Origin of the sequence: Prochlorococcus sp. MIT 1307, assembly GCF_034092395.1 — a bacterium.
Classification (GTDB): domain Bacteria; phylum Cyanobacteriota; class Cyanobacteriia; order PCC-6307; family Cyanobiaceae; genus AG-363-K07.
Window position 1 is genome coordinate 1,248,257 of the sequence record NZ_CP139301.1, and the last position, 16,665, is coordinate 1,264,921.

Consider the following 16,665-nt stretch of genomic DNA (forward strand, 5'->3'; position numbering starts at 1 on the left):
TACTGCTTCAAAATTTCAATTACAATAATTTATTGAGATTAATCCTGTTTGGAAATTAAACTATATATCAAATGGGCTACCTATGTGACTATCTAGATTTCCCACATGCTTACCGAATTGTAGTTGATAAACCTCATCTTCATCTTGAGTCTCAACCTCAACAGGTCCAATAGCTTTTGCAATGCAAAGGAGCGCATAGCCTTTAGAAATCATTTCTGTTGAAAGGCCAATTCCATCAGTTTGATCAATTTCTCCTGATAAAACTCTTACTGCACATGTTGTACAACAGCCATTTCTACAAGAAAAGGGCAATTGCTCTCCATGCGATTCGAAGCTGCGTAGAATATATTCTCCCTCTGGAACATCAAAAATAATAGTTCGACCAGCTTTTTTATAGTGGATAGTGACTTTATGTAGAGACTTCATGAGAAAGGGATTTACTTGATTTAAATGTGCTTTTCAAGCAAATCTACCTGGATAAAGACATTAATATCAAAAATTACCTTCTTTATAAGCAAATCATTCTTTTGACTGGGTACTAGTCAGTCAAGCAGTATCTATTTACTCACTTATATCTCTATGGGTTGGTAATGGGGGTAAGTCTGTTGCATATTCGCGCAACAAATCTAAATCAATTTGTACTATAGAACTCTCACCACCAAATCTTAACTTCAGCCAATTAATAGCCGTCAGATCTTCTGCGACGACTGCTTCAACTCCAGTGCCAGGTAAGTCAAATTTTTTTACGAGTTCTGGAGAAAGGTACCAAAAAGGAACATTAGGCCCACGTTTTTTCCGCCGTTCCTTAACTGTTTCACGTAATTGACCATTGGCACTCAACTGACCAACAGGGGCTATGAGGACATGAAGAGCTTTGGCCTCTGACATAAAAAAATTTTAATATGTTTGAATCTTAGTTCGCCAAGGTGAAAAGACTCCAACTATATACTTCAGCACAAAATTGTCTGGTTTACTCACCTTCATTAGACCCATCAAAAGGCTTTAGACACCATCTAAAGAAAGGATCTATATTGCCGAAGATGAAAGCGCCGTCTTCTGCCGAGCGATGCATCAGGGACCATGAACTATGATTAAGAAAAGGATGCGAACTGAACATGATTAACTTTCTTCTTGGAACTCATGAATTTCTTGGAAATCATAGTTTCGCAGAATTTTTAATTGGGTACCTCTTTGGTGGAGCGTTAATTATTGGTGCACCAACAGTATTTTTAATTATGGTATTTACGAGTGCCCTAATGAAAACCAATGGCAAAATGGGTGGTTATAAAGAATATGCAGTTTACGGAAAATCATCTTTGAATGATTGTCCACCCTTCATCCTGCCAGATCCAACTGCTACTAAAGCAAAATAAAATCAATGGAGCCTTAACAAATTAACCTATATTGTTAATCTTCAATTTCTCCTATACGGACTCCCACGGTAGATAAAAGTCTTGAACCAAATGTGCTGATTACCTCTATAAAATCTGATTTAAATGTCTATTAATACTATCTTTTATGAAGAACTGGTTTCTCAAAAAAAATTCAAATGTCTACTCTTTACAAAAGCTAGAGACTTTTACTAATAAAGAGGAGCTAATAAATAAGCTTAAAATAGAAATAGAAAAAGTAGATGCATCACTATCAAACGCAACATCTGAACTTATACGCGCTCAAACAATAGGCATCAAAATCGCTCTATCTAGAAATAACAATTGGATTGATCAATTGCAAAAGAAAGCTTACTGGTCAAATATTCAAAATTCAGCCTCGTGGCATAGAGAAAAGATATTGCACCTATACCAAGAAAGAAGGACTCTCCAAATAAAATTAGATAAATTAACTGGAAAGTATTGGTCTAAGCAGATCTTGAATTTGTTAAAACTTATAGGTTTAGGGGTAACTATTATTTTTGCACTCTGGCTTACAATGATGGGTATCATGGCAACAATTTTTCTCCTCCCACTATTTGCTTTAATCCTGCTCGGATATTTTATTGTTTTAAACAAGAACAAGAGAATATAAATCCCATTAAATTTGAGTGCACAATAATTATGGTGATGCTTAGCTATATGCTAACTTTTATTTTTCAAAATAGTCTTCTCAAGGAGACTTAATTGCTTATTAAATTCCCTTAATTCGACTGAAAATGTTTGTCTAGCTGTAGTCTTAATGGAATTATTTTCTGATGGCTTAATCTGAGCATAAGCTGAATTTGTTGAGAGGATCAAAAAAGCAAGAAAAAGATATGGCCAAGAATTAGATTTTCCAAAACGGACAAATTCCTGTTTGAATTTTACTGATATAGGATCTAAGAGTCCCTCCAAAAATTGAAGACTGTCCAAAAGTTTATTTAACTCCATGATTAAACATGGTCTAGATTCCTTAATTTTTACGCAATTTACATATAAAGCAAGGTGTAGTGGCAAAATTATTTTTCGAGGCAACTATTAAAAGATACAAACTAAAAATAAAAGTGCTTCATTACCAGAAAAATTCGAGCTCAAAGAGGCATAAGCAAAAGAAAATGCTTATCAAAGACAATTCTCTAATGAACTAATTAGTAAAGTTTAGCAATATCAATTGATCAGCGAATGTCTTTAATCTTGGTAAAGGCAAGAAAAAATTACTTCCTTGGCTTATCACGTAAATCAAAGGTCTGTTTCTCCTGTGGTAATTCTCCTTCAATAAAAGATGAGAAGAAAAATAATATACGACCAAATACAGGGACCCAGAAATTCTCGTAGAATTTTTTCAATGGATTCTTTTGCGGATCTTTTAATGGATTATTCATCTTTTTAAATATGATTAATACGCAATCGGAACGAAAATAACATCTAAGAAATTAATAAAATTGTAAAGCTATGGATTAAAATATAATAGCAATATAACACATTAGCGGGATGAGTAGATCAATAAAAACATTAAGATATAAAATTAGCAATGTTCAAGGGCTGTATCAACAGTAATTATAAATCTAAGAAATTAAAATTTTTGTCTATAAGTAAATAAAAGATATGGGCTTGCAAAATATTATTAACCTTGCTATACACAACTTAGTATCACAATGTCTACATTAAGAAAGAGAAAAATCACTAACATGATAGTCTCATATTTAAAAAAAGCAACTGGCATAGGAAGTTTAATTAATATTTGAAACTCATCAATCATATTTTAAGCGCGCTAATTAATGAAGAATCAAAGAGATGGTATAATTTCATTTTAAAGAGTTTATAAATATGCTCAATAGTTTACTAAGATTAGCTTTAGAAACTAAAGTAAAGGTCAATTATTACTTTTCCAATATATATTATCCATGGAAGACATATAAGAAATCATCTATCGATAACGCATTTTACAATGATGACAAACTAAGATATCGCAATTACTCTTCTAAAGATAAGTTTATAAATTTAGGAGCTGGTTCAACTTTCTATCATCCAAGATGGACTTGCTTAGATTTCTATAAAAATGGAATGAACAAAATCTTCCCGAATTATATTCCATGGGACTTTACACTTGAAAAACCTCTTCCAGGTTTATATAAGCTTGTATATTGTTCTCATGTATTTGAACATATACCCAAACAGTCAAGTGAAAAGTTTATAGATAATATATTTAATTCAATGCAGCCAGGAGGTATCTTGAGAATGACTCTACCAGATGCTGACTTAGGCTACGAAGCTTACTCTGAAGGAAGATATGATGTTCTACAAATTTGGGAAAATAAGATTGCTAAAAGTGGTATTAATGTTGATAAAGAATATTATTTTGAATTTCTTCTCTTACATTGTTTTGCTACATCTAAAACATGGGAGTTCACTCCTGCTCTTGCTAAAAGCATTCGTAAAGCTCACAAAATCTTGAGCAAAAGTGAGTTTCTTGATTTGTTGATTTCAGGAATAAATAGTAATGTTGAGGATGGGCAAGACCATGTCAACTGGTTTAATTATACTAAGCTGGAGAAATTACTTATAGATAAAGGTTTTTCTAAAGTTTATAGAAGTGCATATGGCCAATCTAAAAGTCCAGCAATGAGAGATGTTCCTTTGTTCGATGAGTTTATACCATGTATGACTCTTTATATAGAGGCAGTAAAATAAACTAAAGTTGAATTTCACCTAACAGATCAATCAAGTAACATGTTAAAATTAATAAAAATAAAGCCAAAATGTTAAATATTCTAAGCAGAGAATTAATTAAAAGAAAAGCAAAGATACTAGCTAATTTTTTCTTTGATAAGATAATGCCATACAAGCGTTTGCGCAAATTTTCTATAGATCGCTGGATTTATAGAAATGAGTCTGATAGGTATAAACTCTATAAAAGTAAGGATCATTATATAAATATAGCTCCAGATAATAATTTTTATCATCCCAAATGGGACTGTCTAGTGCCTTATTCTGATAAGAGGCATAAATTTCTATCTAGTTATTTAGAATATAATTTCTCAAACATACAAGAATTTCCAAATACCTATAAATTGGCATATTCTTCTCATTTTCTTCAATTAATTCCTCATGCATTATTAGAGTCACTTTTAGGTCATATTTATGAGGCATTATCCAGCCAAGGAATTTTTAGGGTAGTTGTACCAGATGCAGATCTTGCCTATGAAGCATATAAGGAAAAGAGAATAGATTTCTTTGAAATTATCTCACCTAGAAAATATTCATTCGAAAAGAATGAATATTTTTTTGAAATAATGATTACTTCATTTATTTCAGGAAATAAACCCAATAATTTAAAGATTGATTCGAAGACAGGAAGCACAATTAGGAAAGCGTATAAAGAAATGAATAAGGAAAGATTTTTTGATTTTTTGATTGATTTAATTAGTTCTCAAGTCAAAAGTTCAACAAGTAATATGAATTGGCTTAACTATACCAAGCTATATGATTATTTAAGCAACGCTGGCTTCTCAACAGTCTACAAAAGTAGGTTCGGACAGTCCAAAAGTCCTGCGATGAGAGATATACCATTATTTGATGCGAAGCTTCCATGTTTTAGTCTCTATATAGAAGCTTCAAAATAAAGATTCTTTTTATGTAAAGAAGTTCATATGACATAAATAATCTAAAAATATTCAATAGCTAATAATCAAAAAATAAATTTATTATGTAATCAATACAACTAAATGCGAAACTGCTTATTTATAGACCTTAGTTATTCTCTGACTTTTCTTTATTAAGATCCCACGTTGATCCACAAAGAAGAACCAGACAAGCCACTGTTCCTACTGTTCCTTGTTGCATCGGTAAAGAACAAGCAGGTTTCCTTATCTCTCCATCTTTATTGTCATACCAACAACGATTAGAGACATCACTTTTGGATGCTTCATAAAAATTCGTTCCACTAAATACTCCACATCCAATTGCCCCTATTCCTAAAAGTATTCGAATCAAAGGATTCATCTGAAAGTCTATTAAATAATGACTATAAGTTTCTCATACATCTCCTCGTTAACCTTACTCAGGAAAAGAAATACATGAATATGTTAAAACAAGTAGTATAAAAGCGGTTTATTACAAATAAATAAGCCTCAAACCCCTTGCAGAACAAGGGATTTCCATCAAGTTGTATAGTCGGCATTTATGTGTACATAAGAGCAAAATCAAGGCTATTACTGGGTTATCAATTGATTGACAGGCGGTATTTCGCGGTATAAATATTTTCTGGGAGCTCAAAACCCAGTTATTGCAATACCGCGGTATAAAAGCGGTATAAAACGATTAAGAATAAAACTAAAAGCGATATCTAAGGCCTGTAAACATTGCAATTTTTTCAAAGCCATCCTGTTTATAACTATTGTGGTTAGCTGTATGTACGTTCTGTCCTATTCTAAAGTTATCAGTAACTTCATAGCTTAATTCAGTATAAATTTCAGATCTCTGATTTAATTCATATGTTGCTCCAATTATTAACTGTTGACTATCCATATCGGTTGTGTGGATTTTTGTTGTATCCCCAGCAGCTGTACCTCCTTTATTTTTATATGTAGATTTTCCATAGCCATATCCAACATAAGGTGAAAGTTTAGAGTTGGAATTAAAGTCGTAAAAAGCACGAATTGACTTTGTAGTTAAGTCTAAATCTCCAGTAGCCGTTGAATCTGCTCCGTTTTGACTATAGTCTTCATATTCAAAAGTGTCTTTCCCATATTCAAATTCGGTTCTTATATTTCCAAAGTCATAACCAACTCCAAATTTAAACTGCCAATCATTGCTTTCATATTCCCAATTACCAAAGACATCAGAAGAATCAAAATTGATTTCACTTGATTGATAATGAGCCTTGCCTATACCAGAAGACAAGTAAAAACCTTTTCTGGTATTACTCTCCTCAGCTAATGCAGGATTCACAATGCAAGTACAAGAGATAATACCAGCGCAAATGAAACGACTAGCCTGATTTTTCACTTACAATTTCAACAATTTCAAGTATCAATTTACACAAGGCTTAAGGAATGGAAAGAATTCGAAGGCCACTAATCTCAGCGTCCCTTCGGATTAATATTAAAAAATTTTAGCTTTAAAGAGCCTACTAATTATCCATTTAATTAAGCTTCAAGCTTATGCAACTAATTTATTTCGTGAAATTAGAGAACTGCTCATATATAAAATTAAACTCAAAAGTTAAAGTTTATTTTTAGAAGGCCTAAAAGCATTACAGAATCATGGGCGACACTTTCCAGAGTCGAAATATTAAAAGCAGCTAGATCAATTTGTGTTAAGATGATCAAATATTATTGAGAAAATAATATGTTCGAATCCAGTTGTGTGAGCGCGGTATATTATAAATAAATAAGCCTCAAACCCCTTGCAGGACAAGGGATTTCAATCAAGTTGTATAGTCGGCATTTATACAGATCTTTTGGATGTGTAATACAAACCTTTTTTAGAAGTCAGTCATACCAAGTCATTGGGAGCACAGAAAACAAGGGATATTTATCACACAGTTGTCACAGTGGGCATTCAGTGTTGTCACACTTGCGGAATGAGACGAACCATACATTGCATTAGAAAACCAGTTCAATCATTGACCACTAGAATATCTAAAGCATCTAGGAGACAATCGATTGTTAGTAAATTTTAGAGATGTCAATTACAAGCAAAGTTGTCTCTTTGTGCACAGGAATATTTCTAACCACAACTGCAAGTCCAACACTCGCAGATGTCCTGCCGTCTAATGGAAGTGCTAACAAAGATGATGATAAAGGTTTTTATTTAACTGTCGGTGTCGGTTATCATCATCTTCAGAACGAAAAAGCAAAAGCAGGTCCGGATAGTTCAGTAACTGAGGGTGAAACAATAATCGATCAGTTTGATGGAGGTTATGGAATAGAAACTGGTCTTGGTTATGATTTTGGAAACATTAGAACAGAACTAACTTACAAATTAATCGACAATGAATTAAAAAGCGCTTATCTAGGCAACCTCGGAAGCACAACATCAGCAAGTGGTTCTGTTGATGCTCATTTATATCTGCTCAGTGCTTATTACGACCTCAAAACCTCCTCTCGTATTAAACCTTATTTTGGCGGCGGTTTGGGGTTTGGTAATCTTGTGATCAGAGACATTACTGAAACAACATCTAGCGGAACACTCACTACTGCTGATGATGATGTTGATGTTTTTGCTTATCACGGCAAAATTGGTGCTTCTTATCTCGCAAACGAAAAAACTGATATTTTTCTTGAGGGTGTAATTACACGAACAGATGAATTCAAGTATGCCTCAAATTCTTACGATCCTTTGACAGATATCGGAGTTAATTTAGGCATAAGATATCGTTTTTAAAAGCATTCTGGGTTATAAAAAGGTGAGCATTAATATCACATAGTTGTCACATTTACTAAAGGTGCGTATAAAAAATAAACAACTATTTAGTCCTGCCAGTGGATTTGGGTTGTCACACTATTAGGTTGTGTAATCGGCATTTATATACAACATTCGCTTTTTTGATATACAACATCCTTTAAACCCCTTGCCACTACTCGAGTAGAGACAATAGGAAATAATCACATAATAATCACACTGAGTCAAAAAATAATCACATAAACTTTTTGAGATGCTTCGTTTTCACAAAAGAATTAATAACAAGATGTTGTTCCTAGAAATTCATTGTGAGAACATGTCTCAGAATAAGAACTTCCACCAACAGTACCTGTTGTTGTAGTCGTGCCAAGAAACTCATTATGAGTAGTAGTTGTATTTACGCTCTGTCCATTGATTGATCCAGAACAAGATGTTGTTCCTAGAAAGTCATTATGAGAACATGTATACCCTGCATAAGCAGAAGGAATTATGCCCATAATTCCAACAATAGAAATGCTTGATGCAAAAAATAATTTAAAGGGAGTCATGGAATTAACTTAATTACACCTTCTTATAGTTCTAGGTATCAATTGGTGATTCCAATGAGGAATAGAATTCCAATTAATCAAAAATTTCTATAGGGGTGAATATGTATTCACCCCTATAGAAATATATAAATCACGCTCTGGAAAGAAGAAAAATCACAAAATGGTCGCACTCTTTCTAGATGCGTATTACACACCCTCCAAAACCACTGCATATAAAAGGAACTTAGACAATCACACTTTAAGTAGTGTAGTCGGCATTGATGTTGATATAGACACTAAAACCCAGTGACAGCAATGGATCTCAGGAAGTGAATTACCGGTATATTGGTGGTATATCGTCTTCTCAGTCGCTGAAAACCCAGTCATAGAAGAACTACCGGTATAAAAGTGGTATATGAGCAACTCATGTAGATAACAATTAAGAAAGGATATTTCTCTTAGATAAACATCAATAAAGAAACACAATTATTTGAAGCAATCAAAATAGAAACAAGAACAAATTACCATAAAGAGAATTCGAGACCTTTGTTGATATTTGATCAATCTTTAATATGTACCTGGGCAGTAAGTAGGGAAAAGTTGCTTATCTGCTGTATACCGAACAACCATGTCTATATTTTTATTATTTAGATTCTCTTGAATTTTTTGATTCAAATAATCCATATAACTTCTACCTAAAGTTTGATTAGATTGTTTTGCTCTATAGCACATAGCATTTATTGCAGTAGGACTATTTCTTATATTATTTATTTCCATATTGAGTACTTCTTGGAAACTCTTAAACCCTGGACCTGGAGATGGTAGGACAACTTTAGGAGTTACTTGTACTCGAGGCGAGGGTTGGTAAGACTTTTCTGATGGAAACAAGCGCCATAATAAAGCGATGACAAACAACGTCCAACAAACTGTCATGACAGGGTTTTGTTTTTGATCAGTCAAATTCTCACTCGCTATTTTTTTATTTTAATGCGTCCAATAAAGAAATCTACCTAAAAAAGCACAAGCAACAAAATCGGTATAAAAGTGGTATATTGAAAACATTAATCCTTCAAAACCCTTTCAGCACAGGGGATCTGGGGTTACGTTGTATAATCGGCATTGATGTGTACATATTCCTCTGATAAATCACACCCCCACACCGTCGCAACTCCAAGGCCATTTCCTACTTTTAAACAAATTGATATTGAATCATCCCTCAAATACGCTCCCTCCTTACGTTCTTTCATATAAGCAGATGCTGCAGTTCGATCAAATGCCAAAGGCTCTCCATCTTGAATTAACTGATAGGAACCAATCCACAAAGAAAGTGCCTTTTGAGGAAAATAGACTCCCGCTCTACCTGCTGCTGCAACTATCCGGCCCCAATTTGGATCACTACCATGAATAGCTGTCTTAACTAAAGCAGAGCTACAAATAGTACGAGCAATTATGCGAGCCTCAGAATCAGTCTCAGTACCAAGGATTTTGACCTCTAATAAACAATTAGCTCCTTCACCATCTCTCGCAATTGCCCTAGCTAAATATTGTGATGTTAATGTTAATCCAACTTCCAAAGTCTCTAAATGCTCACGAGGCAATGGAGAGCCAGCCGCAAAAGCAAGGAAAGCATCATTAGTACTAGTGTCTCCATCAACAGTTATCGAATTAAAGGACCGGTCGACCACTCTTTCTATCATTGCCGACCACAAATCTGAAGAGATCCCTACATCACAACTAAGGTAACCGAGCATTGTCGCCATATTGGGATGAATCATGCCAGATCCTTTAGCCATACCCCCAATTCGTACACATCGACCATCTAAATAGGCTTCATAAGCAATTTGCTTCTCTACTAAATCAGTAGTCAATATGGCATTAGCAGCGGCAGAGCCCCCAAGATCACTCAGCTCTTGCACAAGCCTCTCTAGGCCTAAAAGTAAGGTCTCAAGAGGTATTGATTCACCTATGACACCAGTCGAGCAAATCAAAACCTCTTCTGACGTCACCCCAAGCAGCTCAGCAAGAGCATCGGTTGCACGCACACTATCTATCAAGCCACGTTTGCCAGTACAAGCATTTGCTTGCCCTGAATTAATTAAAACGGCTCGTGCATGTCCAAGATTTGCCTTCAAACGATCAATACATAGATCAATGCAAGCAGCTCGCACAAAAGACTTGGTAAAAGTTCCTGCACAAACAGCACCCTCAGGAGCAAGCAATAAAGCCAAATCTGGTTTGCCTGAAGTTTTCAAGCCTGCTTTAATACCAGACGCTTTAAAACCACTGGGAGTAGTTATTCCACCGGAGATGGGAGACCATAAAGAAGTGGTGGAATGGCTCAAATTTTCCAAAAGCAACTGAATCCTTCCTTATCCTGCGCCATGATCGGCGAAATTCACAATCAAAAATCTCTACATCGATGGAATGGGCCACAGCGGCGCATCGGAATCACAGGAGGTATCGCAAGCGGAAAAAGCAGTGTTGGAAAATATCTCAAAGAAATAAAAGGCTTTCCAATTCTTGATGCAGATTTATATGCACACAATGCCCTAGCCCCTGGGAAAACCCCGACCAGGGTGATCTTAGAGCGGTATGGCAATGCAGTAGCAGGTCAAATACAAAACCATCAACCAAGCATTAATCGTTCAGCGTTAAGCAAAATTATTTTTAGCGATCCAAATGAACGTCTTTGGATTGAAGAGCTAATACATCCAATAGTACATATGCACTTTACTAAAGAACTAGAAAGAATGAAAAACTCTCCTGTTATTGTCTTAATAGTTCCACTATTATTTGAAGCAGGATTTAATAATCTTTGCAGTGAAGTTTGGGTCATCAATTGCACAACCGATCAACAATGCTTAAGGCTGCAGAAACGAGAGGGAATTAGTAGTGATGAAGCCCTAAAAAGAGTTCAAAGTCAATGGCCTTTACAAGAAAAGATAGGCCTAGCTGATGTGGTCATTGACAACCAAGGAGATTTCCAAAAATGGATAGCAAAGGTAAACCAACTCTGTTAGCAATGATTAAGCCTGAAGCTTCTTACTAAGGATTTGATTTGCCAATTTAGGGTCTGCCTTTCCTCCTGTTTCTTTCATCAATTGACCAACAAAAAAGCCCTGGAGTTTTTTCTTCCCACCACGAAAAGCTAGTACTTCATCAGGGTGAGCAGAAAGCACCTTATCGACTATCCCACTTAGAGTTTCAATATCACTAATCATTCCCAATCCTAGTTCATCAACAATTGCATTTGGTGAACCCCCTTGTTTAAGCAATTGCGGCAAAATCTCCTTCGCTATCTTTCCACTAATTTTTCCATCCTGAATCATCTGCAGCATTTCAGCTAGCTGTTCTGGTTGGAACGGCAACTGTGAATAACTCAATCGGTTTGCATTTACATGAGCGGCTATATCTCCTGTAATCCAATTAGATGCTGCTTTAGCCTCCACACCTTTTGCTACAACACTCTCAAAATAAGTTGCCATTGACAGTTCATCCGTCAACACTCGAGCATCATAAGGCGACAGGCCTAGCTCATTTGCATAACGATGTCGTTTCGCCGCTGGCAGCTCTGGCAATTCTGCATACCAACTGTCACGCAGTTCCTTGCTCACTTCAATAGGTCCTAAATCGGGATCTGGAAAATATCTATAATCGCTACTGCCTTCTTTTGAACGCATACTCTTAGTAAGTTGCTTACTTTCATCCCAAAGGCGAGTTTCCTGCTTAATAGATTCACCAGCCTCATAGGCCTTGATTTGACGTTGTATTTCATACTCACAAGCCTTCTGTATCGCAGAGAATGAATTCATATTCTTAATCTCTACTTTTGTCCCAAAGGGTGCATTAGGACCTGGTCTAACTGAAATGTTGACATCACAACGAAGGGAACCCTCCTGCATGTTGCCATCGGATACTCCTAAATAACGCATAATTCGACGTACTTCTGAAGCGTACTCCGCAGCTTCCCTACCTGATCGCAAATCAGGTTTGCTAACAATCTCAGCCAATGCAACGCCAGCTCGATTGTAATCAACTAACGAATAAGTAGAACCTGCAAGACGATCACTTCCTGCATGAACCAATTTTCCTGCATCTTCTTCCATATGCAAACGCTCAATGCCTATACGCTTTAAATAGGTCTCCTTACCCTTTTCTGCAACCTCTACTTCAATCCACCCATCTTCTGCAATAGGTTCATCAAATTGTGAAATTTGATAATTCTTTGGTAAATCAGGGTAAAAATATTGCTTTCTATCAAATTTGCTGTGTTCTGCAATGTGCAAATTCAATGCCATAGCAGCCTTAACCGCAAATTCCAGTACCTTTGCGTTTAGTACTGGAAGAGTACCGGGAAGCCCACAAACGATAGGGTCAATATGGGTGTTGGGGTCATCACCGAAGATGGTAGAAGCTGATGTGAAAATCTTGCTATCAGTACCAAGTTGTACGTGGGTCTCCAGTCCAATTACAGGTTCCCAAGCTTTCTTAGATCCTGACATCACAATACAAATAGATTAATGAATCCTATGGAATAACTTGCCAGCCACAATCGATAAGCTGGACTAAAAGGCATTATAAGAACCAAAAAGATGGCTTCCAGGGCCAAAGAGCCATTACTAATAATTGGTGGGGGACTCATTGGGCTAGCAGTTGCTTATGAATTAGCCAAAAGAGGACGTTGTGTCGAAATCCTTAGCCGCAGGAGAAGTGAAGCTGCCGGATTCGTTGCAGCAGGGATGCTCGCTCCGCATGCTGAAGGCCTTACAGGAAATTTACTCAAGCTAGGACAGTTGAGTCTCGATCGAATACCACAATGGGTTATAAACATAGAACAAGATAGTGGAATTAATTGCGGCCTCAAGCATTGTGGAATAGTTGTACCTTTTTGCACCCCAGAGGCAAGAGATGCACATCCCACTGCCACTTTTGGGAACAATTTGAATCGGCAAGAGTTAGAAATTGAAGTTCCTGGCATTGCACCTCAATGGCAAACAGGTCTGCTCTTCAATCAAGATGGACAAATCGACAATCGTCGTCGACTAATGCGAGCTCTAGAGAAAGCATGCGTTGGGCTAGGAGTGCATTTTCAAGAAGGTGTTGAAGTTCTTGATGTGTTGCAGAACGAAAAAGAATTTAAAGGGGTAAAGGTCCGAAACGCAGAAGGTAAATTGCAATTACTACCAGCGAAAGAAGCCGTTCTCTGCAGCGGAGCATGGAGTAAGCAAATCTTTAAGGCAATACCAATTGTCCCTGTAAAAGGCCAAATGTTATCCCTACAAGGGCCCAAAAATGCTCTGAAACGAATTCTGTTTGGACCAGGCACCTACTTAGTGCCAAGAGAAGACGGATTAATCGTAATTGGAGCTACAAGTGAAAAAAAGGCGGGTTTTCAAGAAGGCCTAACGCCTTCCGGACAGCTGCAGCTCCATCAAGGCATCACAGCTCTACTACCTGCTGCAAATCAATGGCCTCAAATGGAACGGTGGTGGGGATTCCGACCCTGCAGTCCAGATGAAGGTCCATTATTAGGATCATCTGTTTTAAAAGGCTTATGGCTTGCAACAGGCCATCACCGCAATGGTGTACTTCTTGCTGGTATAACAGCTGAACTGCTTGCAAAAAGTATCTGCAAAATCAAACTCAGCCGCAAGGAAAACGAGCTAATTACTCAATTTAGATGGAATAGATTTGAACAAAAATAAAAACCAAAACCATAGTCAATACATACCAAGCCAACCGCAACCTATAAAGAACAGTCAGCAGAGTTAACTCTCAACACGCCAGCTTTGATCAGAAGGAACCCAATCATGAAGTTCTGAAGAATCGAACCAAAGACCTATCTCAAAAGCCGCCGTTTCCAAGCCATCTGATCCATGAATAACATTGCGACCAATATTTACAGCCAAATCCCCACGAATAGTTCCTGGATTGGCTTCTAAAGGTTTTGTTGCTCCAATTAGATTCCTTGCACTCGCAATCACTCCATCACCTTCCCATACCATTGCCACCACAGGCCCACTAGTAATGAAATCCACTAAACCTGAAAAGAAAGGACGTTCTCGATGCACTCCATAATGCCTTTCTGCTAATTCACGACTTGGAATCAATTGTTTCAAAGCAATTAACTTGAATCCTTTACGCTCAAATCTTCCCAAAATCTCACCTATCAAGCCTCGTTGTACCCCGTCGGGCTTGATCGCGATGAAAGTGCGTTCGGCAGCCATCAAATAAAACATAATAATAAAGCCATCGTCATCTGGAAGTGGCCCACTTGGCAAGTCATCAAAAGTTTGACTTGTCAAAATCCTTGGCTTTTATCTATTTCGCCTAAAGTCCAACAAATTTTCAATACTTACCCTCCGCTCTAGGTCTTGACGACAGACAACCTCGCGAACAATCAAAACAATTGGACTGTCACAGACAGCTCTGGCCTCTATGGACTTGATCGTTGGGGAAATAATTATTTTTCCATCAACGAACTTGGCCATATAACAGTAAATCCAAACGGTCAGCAAAGTAGGGCACTGGACCTCATGGAGCTAGTCAAAGAACTAGAAAGCCGAAATTTGAAACTACCTCTACTCATCAGATTTGACGATATTCTTGAAGATAGACTGACTCGATTGCATGGAGCCTTTGAGAAAGCTATTGCTCAATACCATTACAAAGGGCGATACCAAGGGGTTTTTCCCGTCAAATGCAATCAACAAAGGTACGTAGTTGAAGAATTAATAGCATGTGGACGCCGATGGCATTTTGGATTGGAAACGGGCAGTAAAGCAGAGCTGCTAATCGCCCTTTCACTTCTTAGCGATCCAGAAGCATTACTAATTTGCAACGGTTATAAAGACAAGCGATATATAGAGACAACTATTCTTGCACGTCAACTAGGTCGTCAACCAATAGTAGTTATTGAACAAGCAGATGAGGTTGAGCGAATCATTGCAGCCAGCCAAAAACTTGGCGCAGCACCACTTATTGGCATCAGAGCAAAACTTTCCAGTCGTAGTAGCGGGCACTGGGGTAGTTCCATTGGAGAAAAAGCCAAATTTGGTCTATCAGTTCCAGAAATACTTACATCAATCAAACAATTACGCAGCTCCAACCTCCTTCATGAGGTCCGACTACTCCACTTCCATGTAGGAAGTCAGATAAACGATATTGCAGTGCTAAAAGATGCTTTACAAGAAGCTGGGCAAATTTACATCGAATTAAACCGTCTTGGTGCTCCCATGGGATACCTTGATGTTGGTGGTGGATTAGGAATCGACTACGATGGAAGTCAAACAGCTACTGAAGCCTCTACTAATTATTCTCTTCAAAACTATGCAAATGATGTAGTAGCAACAATCAAAGAATGCTGTGAAGGTAAGAACACCCCAATGCCCACATTAATAAGTGAAAGTGGGCGTGCTATCGCAAGTCACTTTTCAGTTTTGCTCTTCAACGTGCTGGGTACAGGCTCAGTTCCCGCAGAGGATCCTCCCCCGAAGCATGACGAAGCATTAATAGTTCAGAACTTGCGTGGCACATTAAAATATATTCAAAAAATACCCAAAACTTCTGACGTAGATAGTTCAAAGCTTCAAGAAGCATGGAATGACGCAATTAAATTCAAAGATGATGCACTAACTGCTTTTCGACTCGGGTATCTAGGACTACCTGAAAGAGCGATTGCTGAACAACTTACCTGGGCTTGTGCAAAAGCCCTAGTTGAACGCCTACCTCAATGTGATTTGATTCCCGAAGAGCTCAAAACGCTTCGCTATGCACTATCAGCAACCTACTACGCAAATCTATCAATATTTCGATCAGCACCAGATACCTGGGCAATCAAACAACTCTTCCCAATCATGCCAATACACCGCCTCAATGAAAAACCAAACCAACTAGGTCATTTTGCAGACCTTACATGTGATTCCGATGGCAAGCTTGCACGGTTTATTGATAATGGCCAAGTTAAACCACTACTAGAACTGCACAAGCTTAAAGAAGCTGAACAATATGTAATTGGTATGTTTCTTGGAGGTGCCTATCAAGAAGTGATGGGTAATCTACATAATCTATTTGGGAGCACAAACTCAGTACATCTCAGATTATCTTATACTGGTAGTTATAAATTAGATCACGTAGTACGTGCTAATACAAAATCAGATGTTCTAGAAGCCATGGAACATGACCCTGAAGAATTACTCGAACGGTTACGTATAGCAAGTGAAGAAGCAATCCAACATGGCAGCCTAAAAATCAGTGATGCACAACGCCTTATGGATCATCTTGAAACAAGTCTAAGGGAAAGTACATACCTACATGACTAA

16 protein-coding genes are annotated in these 16,665 nt (G+C 37.2%); 7 read left to right on the forward strand and 9 right to left on the reverse strand.

Features of this window, described 5'->3' with window-relative positions:
- Positions 1-60: 60 nt before the first annotated feature.
- Entirely contained in the window at positions 61-426 is a 366-nt protein-coding gene (locus SOI82_RS06450; protein WP_320666635.1) for a 2Fe-2S iron-sulfur cluster-binding protein, read from the reverse strand.
- Positions 427-561: 135 nt separating this feature from the next.
- A complete protein-coding gene (locus SOI82_RS06455) occupies positions 562-888 on the reverse strand; it encodes a hypothetical protein (protein ID WP_320666636.1) in 327 nt (108 codons plus the stop codon).
- 227 nt (positions 889-1,115) lie between these two features.
- Here SOI82_RS06455 and SOI82_RS06460 point away from each other — a divergent pair, with 227 nt between their 5' ends.
- From SOI82_RS06460 to SOI82_RS06470, 3 genes are all read left to right on the forward strand, one after another.
- Positions 1,116-1,373 (forward strand): hypothetical protein, encoded by a 258-nt coding sequence (locus SOI82_RS06460; protein WP_320666637.1) that lies wholly within the window; start codon positions 1,116-1,118, stop codon positions 1,371-1,373.
- A gap of 1,866 nt (positions 1,374-3,239) precedes the next feature.
- Positions 3,240-4,103, forward strand: coding sequence for a methyltransferase domain-containing protein (locus SOI82_RS06465; RefSeq protein ID WP_320666638.1), 864 nt, complete (start codon positions 3,240-3,242; stop codon positions 4,101-4,103).
- Between the two features lie 68 nt (positions 4,104-4,171).
- Positions 4,172-5,035: a hypothetical protein gene (locus SOI82_RS06470; protein WP_320666639.1), complete on the forward strand. Its 864-nt coding sequence runs from the start codon at positions 4,172-4,174 to the stop codon at positions 5,033-5,035.
- 127 nt (positions 5,036-5,162) lie between these two features.
- Here SOI82_RS06470 and SOI82_RS06475 read toward each other — a convergent pair whose 3' ends face one another.
- Positions 5,163-5,414, reverse strand: a complete 252-nt coding sequence (locus SOI82_RS06475; protein WP_320666640.1) for a hypothetical protein — start codon at positions 5,412-5,414, stop codon at positions 5,163-5,165.
- A 330-nt stretch (positions 5,415-5,744) separates the two neighbouring features.
- Positions 5,745-6,419, reverse strand: a complete 675-nt coding sequence (locus SOI82_RS06480) for an outer membrane beta-barrel protein (RefSeq protein ID WP_320666641.1) — start codon at positions 6,417-6,419, stop codon at positions 5,745-5,747.
- Positions 6,420-7,097: 678 nt separating this feature from the next.
- Here SOI82_RS06480 and SOI82_RS06485 point away from each other — a divergent pair.
- A complete protein-coding gene (locus SOI82_RS06485) occupies positions 7,098-7,799 on the forward strand; it encodes an outer membrane beta-barrel protein (protein ID WP_320666642.1) in 702 nt (233 codons plus the stop codon).
- A gap of 293 nt (positions 7,800-8,092) precedes the next feature.
- Here the strand turns inward: SOI82_RS06485 and SOI82_RS06490 are convergent, their stop codons facing one another.
- From SOI82_RS06490 to argJ, 3 genes are all read right to left on the reverse strand, one after another.
- Complete coding sequence (locus SOI82_RS06490) at positions 8,093-8,365, reverse strand: hypothetical protein (RefSeq protein WP_320666643.1); 273 nt, start codon at positions 8,363-8,365, stop codon at positions 8,093-8,095.
- A 546-nt stretch (positions 8,366-8,911) separates the two neighbouring features.
- Positions 8,912-9,304 (reverse strand): hypothetical protein, encoded by a 393-nt coding sequence (locus SOI82_RS06495; protein WP_320666644.1) that lies wholly within the window; start codon positions 9,302-9,304, stop codon positions 8,912-8,914.
- A 140-nt stretch (positions 9,305-9,444) separates the two neighbouring features.
- Entirely contained in the window at positions 9,445-10,707 is a 1,263-nt protein-coding gene (gene argJ / locus SOI82_RS06500) for a bifunctional glutamate N-acetyltransferase/amino-acid acetyltransferase ArgJ (RefSeq protein ID WP_414153527.1), read from the reverse strand.
- On the opposite strand from argJ, the gene coaE reads away from it, so the two are divergent.
- Positions 10,678-11,364: a dephospho-CoA kinase gene (coaE, locus tag SOI82_RS06505; RefSeq protein ID WP_320666646.1), complete on the forward strand. Its 687-nt coding sequence runs from the start codon at positions 10,678-10,680 to the stop codon at positions 11,362-11,364. The two genes, argJ and coaE, sit on opposite strands and share 30 nt — an antisense overlap.
- A gap of 6 nt (positions 11,365-11,370) precedes the next feature.
- Here the strand turns inward: coaE and gatB are convergent, their stop codons facing one another.
- Entirely contained in the window at positions 11,371-12,846 is a 1,476-nt protein-coding gene (gatB, locus tag SOI82_RS06510; protein ID WP_320666647.1) for an Asp-tRNA(Asn)/Glu-tRNA(Gln) amidotransferase subunit GatB, read from the reverse strand.
- A gap of 90 nt (positions 12,847-12,936) precedes the next feature.
- On the opposite strand from gatB, the gene thiO reads away from it, so the two are divergent.
- Positions 12,937-14,049 carry a glycine oxidase ThiO gene (gene thiO / locus SOI82_RS06515; RefSeq protein ID WP_320666648.1) on the forward strand — a complete coding sequence of 371 codons (1,113 nt, stop codon included), beginning with the start codon at positions 12,937-12,939 and terminating at the stop codon, positions 14,047-14,049.
- Positions 14,050-14,112: 63 nt separating this feature from the next.
- Here thiO and ndk read toward each other — a convergent pair whose 3' ends face one another.
- Positions 14,113-14,571: a nucleoside-diphosphate kinase gene (gene ndk, locus SOI82_RS06520; protein WP_320668366.1), complete on the reverse strand. Its 459-nt coding sequence runs from the start codon at positions 14,569-14,571 to the stop codon at positions 14,113-14,115.
- A 147-nt stretch (positions 14,572-14,718) separates the two neighbouring features.
- Between ndk and speA the strand changes: the two genes are divergently transcribed.
- Positions 14,719-16,665, forward strand: coding sequence for a biosynthetic arginine decarboxylase (speA, locus tag SOI82_RS06525; RefSeq protein WP_320666649.1), 1,947 nt, complete (start codon positions 14,719-14,721; stop codon positions 16,663-16,665).